This window comes from Citrobacter sp. Cpo147, assembly GCF_030332405.1.
Taxonomy (GTDB): Bacteria; Pseudomonadota; Gammaproteobacteria; order Enterobacterales; family Enterobacteriaceae; genus Citrobacter; species Citrobacter portucalensis.
The window spans coordinates 1-14980 of the sequence record NZ_JAOWHX010000039.1 but is presented as its reverse complement, the minus strand read 5'-3'; the positions used below and the strand labels follow the sequence as shown (position 1 = coordinate 14980).

Annotated in this window: 15 protein-coding genes and 3 pseudogenes; 2 read left to right on the top strand and 16 right to left on the bottom strand. The window is 49.5% G+C overall.

Annotated elements, in window-relative coordinates; all coding sequences use genetic code 11:
- Positions 1 to 348 precede the first annotated feature (348 nt).
- The 8 genes and pseudogenes from OGY06_RS18350 to OGY06_RS18315 form a co-directional block, all read right to left on the bottom strand.
- Complete coding sequence (locus OGY06_RS18350) at positions 349 to 1230, bottom strand: AbaSI family restriction endonuclease (protein WP_193134533.1); 882 nt, start codon at positions 1228 to 1230, stop codon at positions 349 to 351.
- Between the two features lie 252 nt (positions 1231 to 1482).
- Positions 1483 to 1641: pseudogene (locus OGY06_RS18345) on the bottom strand (integrase); the annotation flags it as partial.
- Positions 1642 to 1997: 356 nt separating this feature from the next.
- Positions 1998 to 2318: a TA system toxin CbtA family protein gene (locus OGY06_RS18340; protein ID WP_286605853.1), complete on the bottom strand. Its 321-nt coding sequence runs from the start codon at positions 2316 to 2318 to the stop codon at positions 1998 to 2000.
- Positions 2319 to 2374: 56 nt separating this feature from the next.
- Positions 2375 to 2740, bottom strand: coding sequence for a type IV toxin-antitoxin system YeeU family antitoxin (locus OGY06_RS18335; RefSeq protein ID WP_286605851.1), 366 nt, complete (start codon positions 2738 to 2740; stop codon positions 2375 to 2377).
- Positions 2741 to 2762: 22 nt separating this feature from the next.
- Entirely contained in the window at positions 2763 to 2984 is a 222-nt protein-coding gene (locus tag OGY06_RS18330) for a DUF987 domain-containing protein (protein ID WP_286605849.1), read from the bottom strand.
- Positions 2985 to 2994: 10 nt separating this feature from the next.
- Positions 2995 to 3474 carry a RadC family protein gene (radC, locus tag OGY06_RS18325; RefSeq protein ID WP_148361601.1) on the bottom strand — a complete coding sequence of 160 codons (480 nt, stop codon included), beginning with the start codon at positions 3472 to 3474 and terminating at the stop codon, positions 2995 to 2997.
- A 10-nt stretch (positions 3475 to 3484) separates the two neighbouring features.
- Positions 3485 to 3949: an antirestriction protein gene (locus OGY06_RS18320; protein ID WP_286605847.1), complete on the bottom strand. Its 465-nt coding sequence runs from the start codon at positions 3947 to 3949 to the stop codon at positions 3485 to 3487.
- Positions 3950 to 4087: 138 nt separating this feature from the next.
- The gene (locus OGY06_RS18315; protein WP_286605845.1) at positions 4088 to 4906 is read right to left on the bottom strand and encodes a DUF932 domain-containing protein; all 819 of its coding nucleotides are present in this window, start codon (positions 4904 to 4906) and stop codon (positions 4088 to 4090) included.
- 360 nt (positions 4907 to 5266) lie between these two features.
- On the opposite strand from OGY06_RS18315, the pseudogene OGY06_RS18310 reads away from it, so the two are divergent.
- Positions 5267 to 5406 (top strand): annotated as a pseudogene (locus OGY06_RS18310) (helix-turn-helix transcriptional regulator).
- A 589-nt stretch (positions 5407 to 5995) separates the two neighbouring features.
- Here OGY06_RS18310 and OGY06_RS18305 read toward each other — a convergent pair.
- The 8 genes and pseudogenes from OGY06_RS18305 to OGY06_RS18270 all read right to left on the bottom strand — a co-directional run bounded on the left by OGY06_RS18305 (position 5996) and on the right by OGY06_RS18270 (position 14086).
- Complete coding sequence (locus OGY06_RS18305; protein ID WP_286605843.1) at positions 5996 to 6778, bottom strand: transcriptional regulator; 783 nt, start codon at positions 6776 to 6778, stop codon at positions 5996 to 5998.
- A complete protein-coding gene (locus OGY06_RS18300; protein WP_286605841.1) occupies positions 6762 to 7268 on the bottom strand; it encodes a CaiF/GrlA family transcriptional regulator in 507 nt (168 codons plus the stop codon). The genes OGY06_RS18305 and OGY06_RS18300 overlap by 17 nt, the downstream gene beginning before the upstream one ends.
- Before the next feature lie 102 nt (positions 7269 to 7370).
- A complete protein-coding gene (locus OGY06_RS18295; protein WP_286605839.1) occupies positions 7371 to 8432 on the bottom strand; it encodes an adhesion protein in 1062 nt (353 codons plus the stop codon).
- The gene (locus tag OGY06_RS18290) at positions 8429 to 9172 is read right to left on the bottom strand and encodes a fimbria/pilus periplasmic chaperone (RefSeq protein WP_286605838.1); all 744 of its coding nucleotides are present in this window, start codon (positions 9170 to 9172) and stop codon (positions 8429 to 8431) included. Before OGY06_RS18290 ends, OGY06_RS18295 begins: the two co-directional genes overlap by 4 nt.
- Positions 9173 to 9212: 40 nt before the next feature.
- On the bottom strand, positions 9213 to 11702 hold the full coding sequence (gene stdB / locus OGY06_RS18285; RefSeq protein ID WP_286605836.1) for a fimbrial outer membrane usher protein StdB: 2490 nt from the start codon (positions 11700 to 11702) through the stop codon (positions 9213 to 9215).
- Between the two features lie 117 nt (positions 11703 to 11819).
- Complete coding sequence (locus tag OGY06_RS18280) at positions 11820 to 12410, bottom strand: fimbrial protein (protein WP_286605834.1); 591 nt, start codon at positions 12408 to 12410, stop codon at positions 11820 to 11822.
- A 958-nt stretch (positions 12411 to 13368) separates the two neighbouring features.
- Positions 13369 to 13701: pseudogene (locus tag OGY06_RS18275) on the bottom strand (DUF932 domain-containing protein); the annotation flags it as partial.
- Positions 13702 to 13813: 112 nt separating this feature from the next.
- Positions 13814 to 14086 carry a hypothetical protein gene (locus tag OGY06_RS18270; protein ID WP_286605832.1) on the bottom strand — a complete coding sequence of 91 codons (273 nt, stop codon included), beginning with the start codon at positions 14084 to 14086 and terminating at the stop codon, positions 13814 to 13816.
- Between the two features lie 181 nt (positions 14087 to 14267).
- On the opposite strand from OGY06_RS18270, the gene OGY06_RS18265 reads away from it, so the two are divergent.
- Positions 14268 to 14965 (top strand): IS1-like element IS1A family transposase gene (locus OGY06_RS18265; protein WP_103215986.1). Its coding sequence is split into 2 segments (ribosomal slippage): positions 14268 to 14517 and positions 14517 to 14965, totalling 699 coding nucleotides; the frame shifts between segments, so codons are not numbered across the junction.
- Positions 14966 to 14980 lie beyond the last annotated feature (15 nt).

The following is a 14980-nucleotide window of genomic DNA, read 5'->3' as shown; positions in this document are numbered from 1 at the left end:
ATGGGAGCGACATCATAATGCTGCCTGATATTTATTTGGGGATGTTTTTTTTATTAGAAATGAGGTTGAATTTTAATCACGTTTTACGTGTGAAACTATACGTGTACCCATTTCTTAGTGTTTGACCGGTACTACAGGTAATACAGAGACCAAAAAGCCCTCAACTTGCGCTGAGGGCTTTTCTCCGGTGTTTGGTGGCTGGCGGAGTCTGAGTAAAGTACACAATATTTTAAATTTTAAGGATTTTTTTTCGTATTCAACTTTCAGTCGAGTACCTAAATGTGTACCAATTTCCTCACTGTGGCTGCGTTGTATCTCGTATAAACAGGGAACTAAATATGCGGTTAATCATGGGGCAGCATCATTAGGAGGATATACATTGACCGATGTACTTACACGATGAAACTCTAGTATATTGCCAGTATGGTGACCAGGGATAGCTTCAAACACCCCAAGAAACCGGTACAGTGTCCTGTTCAACTCATCACGAGAATGTGCCATAACAATTCGTTTATCCCAACGTTCTGTGTATCCCTCATCATCTTTTATATTCCGCTCTATGATTTTGTTACCATCGTCAGTCAATTCATTTCCCCAATCTGAATTTCCATATAGTTTTGGAAACCAAACCATGCACTTTCCTGATAGACCCATTGCTTCACTTATGTGAGAAGGAATGCTCCAACCGCCAGACTGATGATGCCCTTTGTTGTAACCGAAACAGTTCAAAGCATCCCGGTGGTATCTGAAGACGGCATCCGGACCTACAGATATCCTTCCTGCCTTAAGATGAGGACGAGCTGTATATTTATTATCAAAATCCCATTCTTTGAATTTTTTATCTTTAATCATTCTATTTTTACGATTGCGTATCAATTCAATAAATTCATTGATGTAACGATCGAAAATTTCAAGGCTTATTTTGCTTGCGGGAATTCTTTTCTCTAAAAATCCTGTGGCTTCAGTAATATCCATACGACGTTTTGCATCATCTATTTGTGATTGCTCACTGTTGTGATGCCCTTCATCAATTTCTAGATAAAGTTCCAGTTGTGGGAAAAATAAATCTGCCAAATAGATTTTTCCATTTTCTTTTCTGATACATTGCTGGCAGATAAATTCAATATCGGGATCATTTAAAAGATGATAAATGCGAGTTACTGCATAATGTTCCCATCGTTTTTTTGAGGTTTTCGTAAGTGAACGCAGGATGTAATCAGTTTTATCCATTTATATGTCTTCCTTCTTCCTTCTTCATATAATGTGACTTTTCTTATGAAGATAGTATTACCTATCGCCATAAGATGCGTAAATATTTTTTTAATCTAACTGTTCACCTTGTGGCAATGGTCAGAAAGGAAAAGGCCGGCTGTTGCCGGTCGAGGTTGGTTATGTTGCTGCGGATTCGTTGCAATTCGGTAGCCAGTCGACGTAGCTTTCCTCTTTCAGCGGCAGATTAGTTTGTATCCCCTACTATCGTTCTTTTTTGGCGGTCGGTCGTTGATAATGAAAGCGCCAGAGCATTTTTCCTGTCGTCTTACGATGAGGAATAAACCCTCGCTGTTATGAAGAGTAAGCTCTCTTGCCCGCTTTAGCTTGTAGAACTTCGGTGTTGGTCAGGGGGCACATTGTCCATGCCATTGTGGCCGCTGCTCCAGGAATTGGTATGCGCTTTTAGGTATACATCCTTCCGTATACCTAAAAGCGCATACCAATAATCACCGGATTTAGCCGGATATCTTGGGACAACGACAGACACAAAAAAGCCCGCAGGGCTTGCGCCGTACGGGCTCTTAGGACTTCAACGGATGACTCTGGTAATCACCGATGGAGAATTTTGGTGGGCTGGCGGAGTCTGAATTGGTTGTGTAACTATCTGAATTTATTTATATAACTTCTGGTTCAACTTTTCGTAAGTGCCTATTGTGGTGCCTAAAAATAATTTTAATGCTTTTTACTCAGAAAAGAGGTGGGGCCGGTAAGATGGACGATACTGCTTAGGTACTCATTTCCACCAAAGCTCGCTTGGCTATTAGGATATCTGTAGCGGTGATAAATGGCGACTGTGCCTGCCAGCTTATCCCCTTATGATCAGTACGAACCAATTCATATTGTTCCACCAGAAAATTAACGCCATCAGCCAAAGATATGCCAGCTTCAATATCTTGTTTAATAGTTTGTTCATCGGAAAATGGTGTGTCGTTAAGTGAAAGACCATAATGCTGTTCCAGCAGGTACGCGAGTAACTGTTGCCAGGTTTCAACGGGCGTCGGGCGTGGCGGTGCCTTCCGCACCGGAATGGCGGATAAGGTTTGCATAATGAAATGCTCCTGAATAAAGTTGGGTTGAAAAAGGAATGGATTAGAAAGTGGAGTTAGTGGGGGATTCTGTTGCCTGATGTCGGATAAATCGTGATATAGAGGTAACCACAACTACCCAGTGTATCGGCATCGCAGGTTAGTCCTTTTGCATATAACGTAACGCCGCGCTGTTGGCGAGGATTGAGTTCACCAGAAACCAGCATTAGTTCCAGCTGTTTGAGCAGTACCGGAAACGCCTGGTCAAGGTGACGTAAATCCGCATCGCTGAATGTCCCCGCGATACTGGCGCGGTCAGCCAGGTAAAGCAGTTGGTTCCCTTCCTGTACCAGCCTTGCGCCAAAGCTCGGCGTAACAGCGAGTTTAAGTCCCCACCAGGGTTTGGCAATATCATGGTTTGCTACAGGTGTTGTGTTCTGCATTTAAGTAATCCTTAACTGTGCGTTAATTCAGGGTAACGCTGCGTAATACGACATAAGGGCCGTTACGGTCCTGACGGCGTTCAGCGAAGACGGCCAGCACACCGTTGATATCCTGTACATCCTTGCCAGCATAGTGGCAGATACTGCCGGACCACTTATATTTGCCGGTACAGAAGCGAAATAACCGTGACTGAGGATACTGACGGTATAGCGTCATCGCCTGACGTTTGCTGATAATCTTCATATCTCTCTCCCTACAGCCAGCCACGTTCGGCAAAGGACACGATATCCATCCCGCCGATAACCATGTGGTCCAGCAGACGGATATCAACCAGCGCCAGGGCTTCATGAATACGTCCGGTGATGTTCCGGTCGTCCTGACTGGGTTCTGCATACCCCGAGGGATGGTTATGCGCTACCACCACCGCAGCCGCATTATGCTGCAGGGCAGCTTTCACAATTTCCCGGGGATGAACCTGTGTGCTGTTGATGGTGCCCCGGAAGAGTACTTCATGAGCAATGAGGCGGTTCTGGTTATCCAGAAACAGGGCGGTAAAGACTTCCCGCTGTTCCGATGACAGCTGTAGCCTCAGCCAATTGCGAAGGGCATGACTGGAGGTAAATGACTCACCGGGTTCACGCAGTTGTCCCTCCAGCAGGGTCAGAGCTTCCCGGATGGTATGCTGCGCAGATACCGACAGCGCCGGGGCAAATAAAGATAGCTGTTGTTTCATGGCGATTACCTCAGTCGATAATGTGCATAATGGCGTTGCAATCGGAATGATTCAGGGCGAAGTCCCTCAGCCGATAAAAGTGCGATGTCATGGCATCACACTCCGTGCGGCAGGCATGGTGGCTGTATTCCAGCAGACAGGCCGCGATACCCGCCGCCTCAGCGCTCATTTCAGCACTGTTGCCATTCATGGCATTGAATAGTGTCCATTCATCATCAGTGTCTCCATCCGGCTCCGGTGCCATAAACACGCCGCCGTTGCTGAGTGTGTAAAAATTCCAGAGGCCGCCGTGGTAATCCTCACAAAGCCGGTCCATCCCTGCGAAGATGCGGGGCTCCAGCAGTATCCACTGCGGGATACCGGCAAAGTGCTGCGGCCAGAAATGAAGCCGCTGTGCATCGGGCAGCGAAGTGGCGGTGATAAGAGCCGGGTTGTCAGTATCGACAAGCGTGTGCAGACCGGTGGTGTTACTCATGGGATGTTCCTTATGAAAGATAATCATTGAGGTCCCGCTGAACGGGACCTTACGGTTGAGAGATAGATTCCGGGGGGACAGAAAGATGGGGTATTGGCTTATTAGGTCATCCAGGCAGTAGACCAGATGACATCTACTTCAGCTCAGCGCCTGCTGCAGTTCTTCAGCCATAACCCATAACGCGCGATTCAGCTTAATGTCGCCGTCGATACCATTGACGGCTCTCGTCCGACTGCGTTTCCCCTGCACTGAACGGCCGGACAGACCACCTTTACTCAGGTTTTCCTGAAGCCGGTTGAAGACCGTCCACAGGTCGTTCTGCTCATCCTGCCAGCGGCGTGGTGCCAGAATTTGCGTTTCCGTGACGGGTTGATGCTCTTCTCCAAAACGGTACATCAGCGCTGCTTTTGCCAGTGCCTGCTGCGCTGGTGGAGGTAACACCAGCGACTGCATGGCGTCGCGTTTCTCTTCCACCCTGTCAAATATCCCCAACACTTCGTAAGCCCCTTCTATGACTTTCTCCACCACATTGCCTTTATGCGGCACGCGCACCTCTCCGAAAAACTCACCGCAAATCAGCCCATTCTGGCAAACCGATCTGAATAGCCCCGGCAACATCTGGTATGAGCTTGAACCGTCATGGCTGTTAAGCAGGATGATTTCTGGCACCTGCTTGCCGGTAATCTGTCCGGCACGGCGCAGTCTCAACATATGCTTGGTGTGCTCCCGGCGGCTCTGGTCGCGGACGCGTGTCTGGCAGGCAAAGAACGGCTGAAAGCCTTCGCGTTGCAGGTTTTCCAGCAGGGTGATGGTGGGGATATAGCTGTAACGGTCAGAGCGTGATGCATGCTTGTCTTCCCCGAAAACACTGGGAACGACCTGCATCAGCTCTTCACGGGTTAAAGGACGGTCTCGGCGTATCTGGTTAATTCGTCCGAAGCGACTGGCTAAGCGCATGTGTGACTCCTTAAATGGCAGAAACAGAAAAGGGCTGTTCCTCCCGAAGGAGGAACAGCCCTGTCAGTGCGGTGATAGATAAATGACGGCGTATTCGCCAGTGAACATGTTGGGACTGTTGAATTCCGGCTGCAATACAGCTGTTATCCGTTAACGTCAATACTGCTGTCAGAGGCTGTCTGCCTGTATAACCCCCTCTTCAGCCAGCGAATGACTGATATTGTTGACTACTGTATCCGGGTCAAGTCTTATCTCTGCAAGGAGCTTGCCGGTCTCCAGGGTGCCCTTATATACATAAAGGTAAACGAATGGTTCTCCGGCATCATTCGAGCCTGCTGAGACCTGATAGCGGGTACCGAAATGACGGATAAATGGTTCTACAAACTCATCAGCGAGGGTATGTTCCCGAGGCCATCAAGCTTGGCCGCAGTTCCCGCTGGCTGAAGAGTGAAGTTGAAGCCTGGTTGCAGCAACGCATTGCGGAATCTCGGGGTAACTGAGTATGTTTGTTAATAGGAATCTCAGAAGAAAGTTTGTGCGCGCAAAACGATCCGCGTTGCGCCTGTATATCCCGCTCTCTCACCAAGGATGATTGTTTAATCGCGATACCTGACAAAAGTTAAAAATAATGATCATTCAGCACCACATGAATGTCTGCCAGTAAAAGCATCATCACAGTCATTAATTCTTGCAGGACTTTGTTCGCCTGAAACAAACCAACAGGACCAGAGTTTATGAGCTACGAAAATTAGGCGCTTTGAATCCTGATTACATGAAGCATATTACCAACATCATCAACTTTGCGACAAAACCCATCCCAGAACATCTTTTTCATCTTCATTCTCAGACTGTCTGAGTACCGCGGTAATTGTGGCAGTAACACCTAAGTACCTGATGAAAAATCTTGCTCTGGTCAACCCCAGAGGCATTAACTGTAATGGTTGTGGCTTTCCAACACACAGAATATCATCCTGGCCTCCGGCAAACCCGTGCTCGACTCCAGTGGAAATATACAGCCGCTGGATGTGAGCAAGGTTTGCATTATAATCAAAGCTCAGAGAACTGGATGTTAGCGAACGCGATGCGGTATCAAGGTGGCAGTTGTATTTTATCTGCCGCGATAAATTCTGTACGTTGTATTTCCGGACAAAAACGCGTGCCGTGGAGCAACGCATACATCCGATTATTCATGCCCAGTTTTGCTAATATACGCTCCTTTTCCTGAGAAATTTTCTTCCCGTTCATATTCATTACTCCCGCCATACCAGACAGTGAGGATTTCCCTTTGTATATTTCATTAAGCAGTTTTTGTTGCGCCGGGGTTATGCCGCAATATGTTATTGCTCTGTGTAACAGCAGTGACATGTAGTTCATAAGTCGTTCAGGGTTATTAAATATCACCGGAACAGCAAAAAAACCGGTGGCTACAGTGGGGACCGACAAAAAACGTGACAGTTCTCCTTCCTGAGGATGTGGAGGCTGGCCGTCTTTCTGAATGGCTGTTACGAGGGGAGTAATATTACTGTGTGACGTGAACGAAAGCCCTCCCCAGCTCTGCAAAACCAGTCTGTCACTGAAAAAAAATTCATCACTGATAACCAGTGCCGGATGGTTCAGCAGTGCCTGCTTCAGGGCATAAAAGAGGTAAATATGCTCCCTTGGACGCAGACAAAGAATCAACAAAGCGCCCGGTGTCTGTATCAGGAACTGAAGCAGGTCCGTATGGGAGCCTGCCAACTCACACGAATACTCCGGATGAATCGCCTTTACCACATGTTGTACCGCGATCATCTCCGGCCAGCAGTCACCATGGACGATGACCGTCCGGCCATGTCTTGCTTCCCTTATATCAGCCTTATTCACCTTCGACATCCTTCTTCCTGTTAAGCAGATGTCTCACCCTTCGCTGCTTGCAAAGCAGGTTCCACAGTTCACCAGCCTGAATGATGTCACTATTGCCCACCTTCATGCGGGTTATGGTGGGACCCCGGGCACGGCGCTTTTTCTCCTTCAACGGGTATTCCCTGATGGTTGAAATACGGATTTCATAATGCGAGACTTTATTGACAAGCACTGACTTCCGGTATTCGCAGTCAATCCGGCCTGCTTTGTTACGCAAATAAGAAATTAGATAACTGGCTCGTCTCGCAGTGATATGAAAGGCCTCTGCTATCTGGTTACGCTGAACCCAGTCTTTCTGAAGCCGGCACCAGTGCGCCACCAGAATATACAGGGGTTCCCCGCGGTATTGACGGACACATTCTGGAATAAAACAGATCTCATGGTTTGTCTGGCTGGGGTAATGAATATCATCAACCGGGAAGATATGTTGCTTCTTTGCGTGTGTATTGTCAGGACACATAAATACCTCTCCATTTATTGTGTAAAAGGAATACCAGAGGAATGAATATTTGTATTTTATAAGACACAACTCGTTACTGACAGCAACCTGTGACGTCAACTTTTAAATATAGGTAACCACAATGGTCATTGCTGCCGAGAAACTCCCGGTTTTAATTTCAGATCCCGGTATAGGTTCAATTTTTGCTTTGTACTTTTTTATAATTTTCCCGCCGGAAGCGTTATCCAAATTAATCCTTCCCATATCTGCTTTCATATTGAATTTAACAGAAACTCCTGATTCATCCACAACCGACAGCCTGAAACCGTTAGCCTCTCCTTTTGCATTTTTAAGTGTCACGGAACTGTCATTGTCGGCAAGCGTCAGACCGTTAGTCTGAAATTCTATAGCCAGTGGTGCGATAAATGGGGTGTTCGTTCCGATATTCTGTTGTGCTGTAACGGTAAATGGCATTTCCCGTACTACCATGGTTTCTTTATATTCCGTGTAAAAACGCCCCATTCTGAGCACAGACGGCGAGGCAATCACTTTGCCTGAGTTGTCAGGAATAAACCGGAGATTAAAGGCATTCATGGTCAGGGGCTTGAATGGCACACTTGGTGGACCAAAACCAGAGGGGTTATATGGCAAAATATTGAACGTATTGACCGGGATGTTAATGTTTATGAAATTCCACTTAAACGCCTGATACACAAAAATACGAAACGTAAGCGTTCCGCTCAGATTATATGTTTTATTCATATCCATCCATTGTCCAAACACCTTTGAACTGGACCAGCCAGAAAAGCCTGCCTGAATATCCTTCCATGTAAATGTGACTGGTGCCAGACTCCCTTCCTGAGCAATGATATCCATGCCCAGCCCATTATTTTTAAACGTATTTACCAGGTTTCCAAGGCTGTACAGATTAAGCGTTGCACGATATTCAGGTCCATAGGATTTATATGAAGTATGACAGGTATAACTGACTGGTACGGTAATGCGCTGTAGTTCATCTCCAGCATTAAAAGCCCCTCCCTGGATGTTAATATTCTGAATAGCAACATTACCGCTGGCGTCACAGTATGACCAGTCGAGGGCTGCCCAAGCAGAACCGCTGGCAGAGAGGAATATAAATATCCCTGACAGAATCAGCATTTTTATATTTAATAGCCGTTTTATCATGACGCAACTTCCCCGTCCTTAAGCACGCAGTTAAGGGTATCGCAGGAGTAACGGTTCATCTGCAGTCCACCGTAATCATCTATATACCCCACCCACAGCGTCCGGGTTTCTGCCGACAGATCGGCCTTTAAAGGCAGGCTCCCCAGGGGCGGCACCATGACACCTTCACTGAAGCCGCTGAGCCGGTGGCTGCGGTCTGCTCCCAGCCACGCCACAGTGATGTAGTACGGCGTCGGGTTTCTGAGGGGCAGGTGTCCCGCATTCCGCTCAGCAGTCAGCTTTCTTTCCGGCTGGTCACTGCTGCTTCTGATAATGGCCTTTGGCCGGTAAAGCAGTTTCAACTGGCTCTGCATGGCCAGCTGCAGGGCATTGTTGTCTTCTGACTTCGGGGGAACACCCCGCACGTTAAACCAGAACAGCGTTTCCCTGTCCAGGGGGAGTTTATCTGTCAGCCCGCGGACACTGGTGATACGGACCTGGGACTTCTGCCCGGCGTCAATACGCTGCAGTGGTGGCAACGCCACCAGCGCATCCGTTCTCACCCCGTCAGCATCAGTCACCCAGGACTGCGCCAGGAACGGCGTGGTTTTGTCATCATTATTCAGCGTGATGGCCACAGTTTTATCTGTGGCGTTCATTATGATGCGGGTCCGGTCAACATTGACTGCCGCCGGGCTGCACTGGCTCCATGCTGTCGCCAGTGCGAACACAATCACACCGCTTATTCTGCTGTTTTTCACGTGTTTTCTCCGTTAGTCCTGCTCTGTGACAGGGGTATTTTTATCTGCAGGGCAGTAACAGCGGTCCCCGGCTGAGGTCTGTGTTCTCCGGCAGCGTCAGCCTGCATTGCACCCGGCCATCCCAGGAAACGTTCAGGGTCCGGCGGTCTTCCCCTCTGAGTCCGGTCAGGTAAGCCAGACCGTCATCCCCGACCATCCCTGCGGTTCTGCCGGTTTTCCCGGACACCACCAGGGAGCCAAACGGCGGACTGGCGCCGTCAGCCAGCCGGATATGACCGAGCACCTGTTCCCCCTGGCTGGCGTCAATCTTCCGGTAGCCCACCGCGCCTTCCGTCAGCACCTGGCTGATGACGGAGCTGCTGACGTCCACGTCCTCCGGCAGGGCGGCCACATCAACCAAAATATCGCCGCGGCGGTAGCTGCTGCCGGCGCTCACCACGACAACCCCGAAACGGTTAGTCACCCCGCTGTTGCCGTTCACCGGCACACCGGCTACGTCTCCGGTATCTATCATCATGCGGGGCTCATTCCCGGCCATCGACTGGCTGAAAGCGGCGCCGTGGGCGGTGGCAGTCACCGAGCCGTACCAGCTCAGGCCCAGGCTGCGGTACTGTCCGGGCTGCAGGGTGGCATCCGCTGCCGCCTGGCCCCACGGCAGACGGCTCTGAACGCTGCCGCTGAAGCTACTGTTGCTGCCGGTGTCATAACGGTTATGGCCGGCGCTGATGTTCCATGTCGTGTCCGGGTTATGGAAATCGCTGTAATTCACGTTCTGCTGCAGGCCGCCCCGGTTATCCTTCTGTACGCTGTAGCTCACCTGGCGGCTGTCGCCCCACGGGATACTGATGGTGGCGTAGACCTGGTTTTGGCTGCCCCCGCCGGTGTACTGGTTACGGGCAAATGACACCGAGGCCGAAAGCCCCTGAAGGTCGCCGAGACTGAACACTTTGTTGAGGCTGAGCATGTAGTTATTGTTGGACTGTGCATTCCAGTAATTGAGCCGGCTAACCGAGAGGGCCGCGCTCATATTGAGTACCGGAACAGACTGGCTGTAAGTCACGGTGTAACTCTGTTTTTCATGCCAAGCATCGCCGCCGTCGGTGGCCCTGCGCTGCAGGTATTCCGGCATGGAAAGAAAATGGCGGTCCGAGAAGCGGTATCCGACGAACGCCAGGGTGCTGCCGGTTTTATCGAACGTTTTGGCATAGTTGATGCGGTAGCTGTACCCGGACTGCTTCTGACCGTGCGGCAGATGCGCGTCTGAGCGGGTGACGTCCGCAGACAGGGCACCAAGCGCCCCCATGTTCTGGCCAATCCCGAGCGCGGCGGACTTATAATCGCCAGTGGAGGCAATGAGGCCGCCGTAAAGAGATGTGTTATTAAAGGCTCCCCAGGTGGCCTCTCCGAGCAGGAAATCAGGGCTGACCGTACTGTTGTTATGCGTTCCGCCGTACAACGGACGTCCGCCAGCTACCTTATAGCGAACCTGCCCCTGGCGGGCCATAAAGGGGACGCTGGCCGTGTTGACCTGCCAGGTCCGGACGCTGCCGTCGCTTTCCCGGACGCTGACATCCAGGTTGCCGCTGATATTCTGGCTCAGGTCGGGAAGTTCAAAAGGCCCGGGCGACACCCGGGTCTGGTACAGAATACGACCATTCTGGCTGACGGTGACCTGTGCATTGCTGTTAGCAATACCGCTGATTTTCGGGGCATACCCTTGCAGGGAGGGCGGTAACATCCGCTCGTCGCTGGCCAGGGTGAGTCCGGCAAAGCGGAAAGAGTCAAAAATGGCAGAGCTGAGGTATGTCTGTCCTATCGTCAGTTTTGAACGCAGTGCTGGCAGGGCACGGAACAGATACGTCTGCGGCAGATAAAAATCAGACTGCACGCTCCCGTTTCCGCTGTCATAGTGGCTGTACTGGTAATCGCTGCGCAGTCGCCAGGGGCCGAGATTAAACCCGGCAGTGCCGTAGAGGCTGTAGCTGTCAGAGGTCTCCCCCTGCTGCGGCATGTAACGGTTGGCCATCAGGCTGTAATCGAGCAGGCCGGCGGTGACGCCGTCGCTCCAGCGTGAAGGGGGGGCCCAGTCCGGGTCCTGATAGCGCATCCATGCCTGGGGTATAATAAAGGTAAGGCGTTGCTTTTCAGCGCTGTAATGCACCTGACTGTCGGCAGAGCGCAGCTCGAGGCACTGCCCGTCCGGGATACCAGTAACGGATGTCAGGCTCTGAATAATCTTATCCTTAAGGCCCAGCATGACCACCATATCTGTTGTCACACATATGACAGCCGCGTCACGTCCTTCAGCCGGTACAACCCGGACCGGATACTGTTCCCGTACCGGCTGGTCATTGAGCCAGATATCGAGAATATAGTTACCGGGCGCCACATACCCCTCGCGGCTGAAAGCCGTGAGGTCCACGTTGGACAGGTTCCCGCTGTCCAGCAGGCTGGCATTGAACTCCGTGGCCTGGGTCTTCAGGACGGAAAATGTCAGTGTGACAAGAATGGCAAGCCGGGTAATTTTCATGGCAAGTCGCTTTTTGTTGTCGTCCGTGTTACAGACCGTCCGCAGGCGTGGTCAGATATAAAAGCCGTCCGTACCCTCCATGGACGGCTTCTCCCTGGTATTATTTACAGCGTAAAATCACAGGTATTTCAGGGTGTAGGTGACGGAGGCGTCGACATCACCGGGTGTAGTGGTAGCAGTCAGTGCAATCAGGCGGGCAAAGAATTTGAGCTCATTATTGCCGGCCTGCAGTTGCTGGGCATCACCATCCGCCATCGTGGTGTTAGGTGTGATAGGTGTGGTGTTGTCACTCTTCAGTAGCTGAACCCCAACATGCTGGGCGCTGCCGGTACTGATGTAAGCCTTGTTTTCGGTATCAGCTGTGCCACTGAAAGAGACTGTCACTTTAGACATCTTCCCTGCAGAGCCGGCTATCGTGGTGTCATTCGGATCGAAAGCGCAGTTCTGCAGATGAATGGTGAACGGTTTCGAGTCTGTAGTTGCGTCGGCGGCATTCAGTTTGCGATAAGAAATCTGTCCAAACGGAACAGTAATCGCATCGTCACCCGGCGCGACATCACAGGGTGAGTTGGTGATAGTGCCGGTGAAGGTAATTTTACCAGAGCCAAACGGGCCTGCCGTGGGCGTTGTACCGGCGGCAAATACAGAAGCTCCATACATCATACCGGCCGCGGCCAGAGCAATAGCTAATATTGATTTAGTACGCATAAAAATATCCTTTCAGAGAATGAAAATTCACTACACAGACAGGTAATAGTAGAGGCTGGAAATATTAGCCTAAGCATGTTTTTTCTGAGACGGCACCAAGAGTTAACGGCACAGAAATACCGGAAAACAAATTTCTTACCTGATATCTGTTCGAAAGGATTTATAAGAATATTCTCAGCTTGGTTAAATCAAAAATAATAGATCGATAAGATCGATGATATTGATCGACAAATAGGAATAATCCTCATAATTAGTATTTATTTGATGATTATATCTATAAAAACGATCACTTACATGATTAGCTGAAACATAATTGAAATATTTTTGTATACCTGGTATACGTACATCTAAACAGAAGACAAACAAAACAGAAGCTTAGATAATAGTTCCAGAATAATTTAATTATTTGGTTTTTTTTATTGTTTTGCTTGATTTTATGGTTTTTTGTGCCAATGAAAAAATGAATGGCGAAAACATACGAGCTTTAAAAGAAAGAGCAAACAGAAATGTAGAAATCTTAGGGTTTATAGACCAAATTTCATTTTTTGTGATTGAAATCACTTTTTACAAAAAGTGTGATTCATTCATTAATGAAAAAATATCGATGGTTTATATCCCAGTTCTGCATCATTACAATGGAGTTGAGGAAGATATTCAGTTTCTCCTACATGATAAGAAGCAATGAAATCTGCCGAAGAGCTTTATCATTCATGCAATCGTGCATTTTCTTATGTTTGTTACCTCAGTGAAATTAGTCCTCCTGACCTAAAGAGATTCAGCCATCAACACAGTTATTATAATTAACCAGTGTCAAAGGCTGCTTATGATTCATAGTTCCCCGCAGGCATAACCACAACCCTATTTCTTTCATGCTGGATTTGAGTGCCGACCACCACATCTATGTCCACAAGACCTTTACGATTGACCGCTATGCTTTCCGGGATATGCATCGAGATTAGCTGCTAGAGCCATCATGCGAGTTGAGCAGAATAATTTCCGGGACCTGCTGGCCAATGATTTGCCCGGCACGGCGCAGGCGCAACATATGTTTCGTGTGCTCCCGGCGGCTCTGGTCGCGGACGCGTGTCTGGCAGGCAAAGAACGGCTGGAAGCCTTCCCGCTGGAGGCTCTCCAGCAGTGTGATGGTGGGGATATAGGCATATCGTTCACTGCGGGAAGCATGCTTCTCTTCACCGAACACGCTGGGGGTATGTTGCATCAGTTCGTCATGAGTTAAGGGGCGGTCGCGGCGGATCAGATTAACGCGACCAAAACGGCTGGCTAATTTCATGGGGTTTACCTTTATGGATGACATAAACGAAAACGCCCTGCTCGGATGAGCAGGGCGTCAGAAGAGGTGTATGTATTGATGATGCGGGGAAATAATAACTATTTCTGAACGGTTATGATTTGCCTTTATAAGTTTTACCGGCCACTGTCATCGTCCAGCCATCTTTAGTAATTTCATAATCAACTTCATCAGGTTCTGACTGGCAAATCTCTGGGTTAGTTTCTATATCAGGGCCGATCGCTTTGCTGTCACCACTTTTGAGGTTAATGGCAATCCAGCTACCGTAGTAGCAACTGGCCCCCATGGACTCCCAGTAAATTGCTGTATTCCAGCCAGCTCCGACAATTTTGGAGGTTACATCATCGAGCGGTTCGAAGCCTTTCATGATATTCCAGCCGTGTTGACCTCCACAGTTCTTGCAGTACAACTTACCGTCAGAACCGTTAGAGATCTCGTAGTCGCTATGAGGGACGGAACGCGGGTCGATCATATCTACCGCATGTGCAGTGCCGGTGATGCTGCCAACTTACTGATTTAGTGTATGATGGTGTTTTTGAGGTGCTCCAGTGGCTTCTGTTTCTATCAGCTGTCCCTCCTGTTCAGCTACTGACGGGGTGGTGCGTAACGGCAAAAGCACTGCCGGACATCAGCGCTATCTCTGCTCTCACTGCCGTAAAACATGGCAACTGCAGTTCACTTACACCGCTTCTCAACCCGGTACGCACCAGAAAATCATTGATATGGCCATGAATGGTGTTGGATGCCGGGCAACCGCCCGCATTATGGGCGTTGGCCTCAACACGATTTTACGTCACTTAAAAAACTCAGGCCGCAGTCGGTAACCTCGCGCATACAGCCGGGCAGTGACGTCATCGTCTGCGCGGAAATGGACGAACAGTGGGGCTATGTCGGGGCTAAATCGCGCCAGCGCTGGCTGTTTTACGCGTATGACAGGCTCCGGAAGACGGTTGTTGCGCACGTATTCGGTGAACGCACTATGGCGACGCTGGGGCGTCTTATGAGCCTGCTGTCACCCTTTGACGTGGTGATATGGATGACGGATGGCTGGCCGCTGTATGAATCCCGCCTGAAGGGAAAGCTGCACGTAATCAGCAAGCGATATACGCAGCGAATTGAGCGGCATAACCTGAATCTGAGGCAGCACCTGGCACGGCTGGGACGGAAGTCGCTGTCGTTCTCAAAATCGGTGGAGCTGCATGACAAAGTCATCGGGCATTATCTGAACATAAAACACTATCAATAAGTTGGAGTCATTACC

Coding starts and splice junctions, on each gene's coding strand:
- OGY06_RS18350 (WP_193134533.1), bottom strand. CDS start 1,230: ATGGATAAAACTGATTACATCCTGCGTTCACTTACGAAAACCTCAAAA.
- OGY06_RS18340 (WP_286605853.1), bottom strand. CDS start 2,318: ATGCAAACCTTATCCGCCATTCCGGTGCGGAAGGCACCGCCACGCCCG.
- OGY06_RS18335 (WP_286605851.1), bottom strand. CDS start 2,740: ATGCAGAACACAACACCTGTAGCAAACCATGATATTGCCAAACCCTGG.
- OGY06_RS18330 (WP_286605849.1), bottom strand. CDS start 2,984: ATGAAGATTATCAGCAAACGTCAGGCGATGACGCTATACCGTCAGTAT.
- radC (WP_148361601.1), bottom strand. CDS start 3,474: ATGAAACAACAGCTATCTTTATTTGCCCCGGCGCTGTCGGTATCTGCG.
- OGY06_RS18320 (WP_286605847.1), bottom strand. CDS start 3,949: ATGAGTAACACCACCGGTCTGCACACGCTTGTCGATACTGACAACCCG.
- OGY06_RS18315 (WP_286605845.1), bottom strand. CDS start 4,906: ATGCGCTTAGCCAGTCGCTTCGGACGAATTAACCAGATACGCCGAGAC.
- OGY06_RS18305 (WP_286605843.1), bottom strand. CDS start 6,778: ATGTCGAAGGTGAATAAGGCTGATATAAGGGAAGCAAGACATGGCCGG.
- OGY06_RS18300 (WP_286605841.1), bottom strand. CDS start 7,268: ATGTGTCCTGACAATACACACGCAAAGAAGCAACATATCTTCCCGGTT.
- OGY06_RS18295 (WP_286605839.1), bottom strand. CDS start 8,432: ATGATAAAACGGCTATTAAATATAAAAATGCTGATTCTGTCAGGGATA.
- stdB (WP_286605836.1), bottom strand. CDS start 11,702: ATGAAAATTACCCGGCTTGCCATTCTTGTCACACTGACATTTTCCGTC.
- OGY06_RS18280 (WP_286605834.1), bottom strand. CDS start 12,410: ATGCGTACTAAATCAATATTAGCTATTGCTCTGGCCGCGGCCGGTATG.
- OGY06_RS18270 (WP_286605832.1), bottom strand. CDS start 14,086: ATGAAAGGCTTCGAACCGCTCGATGATGTAACCTCCAAAATTGTCGGA.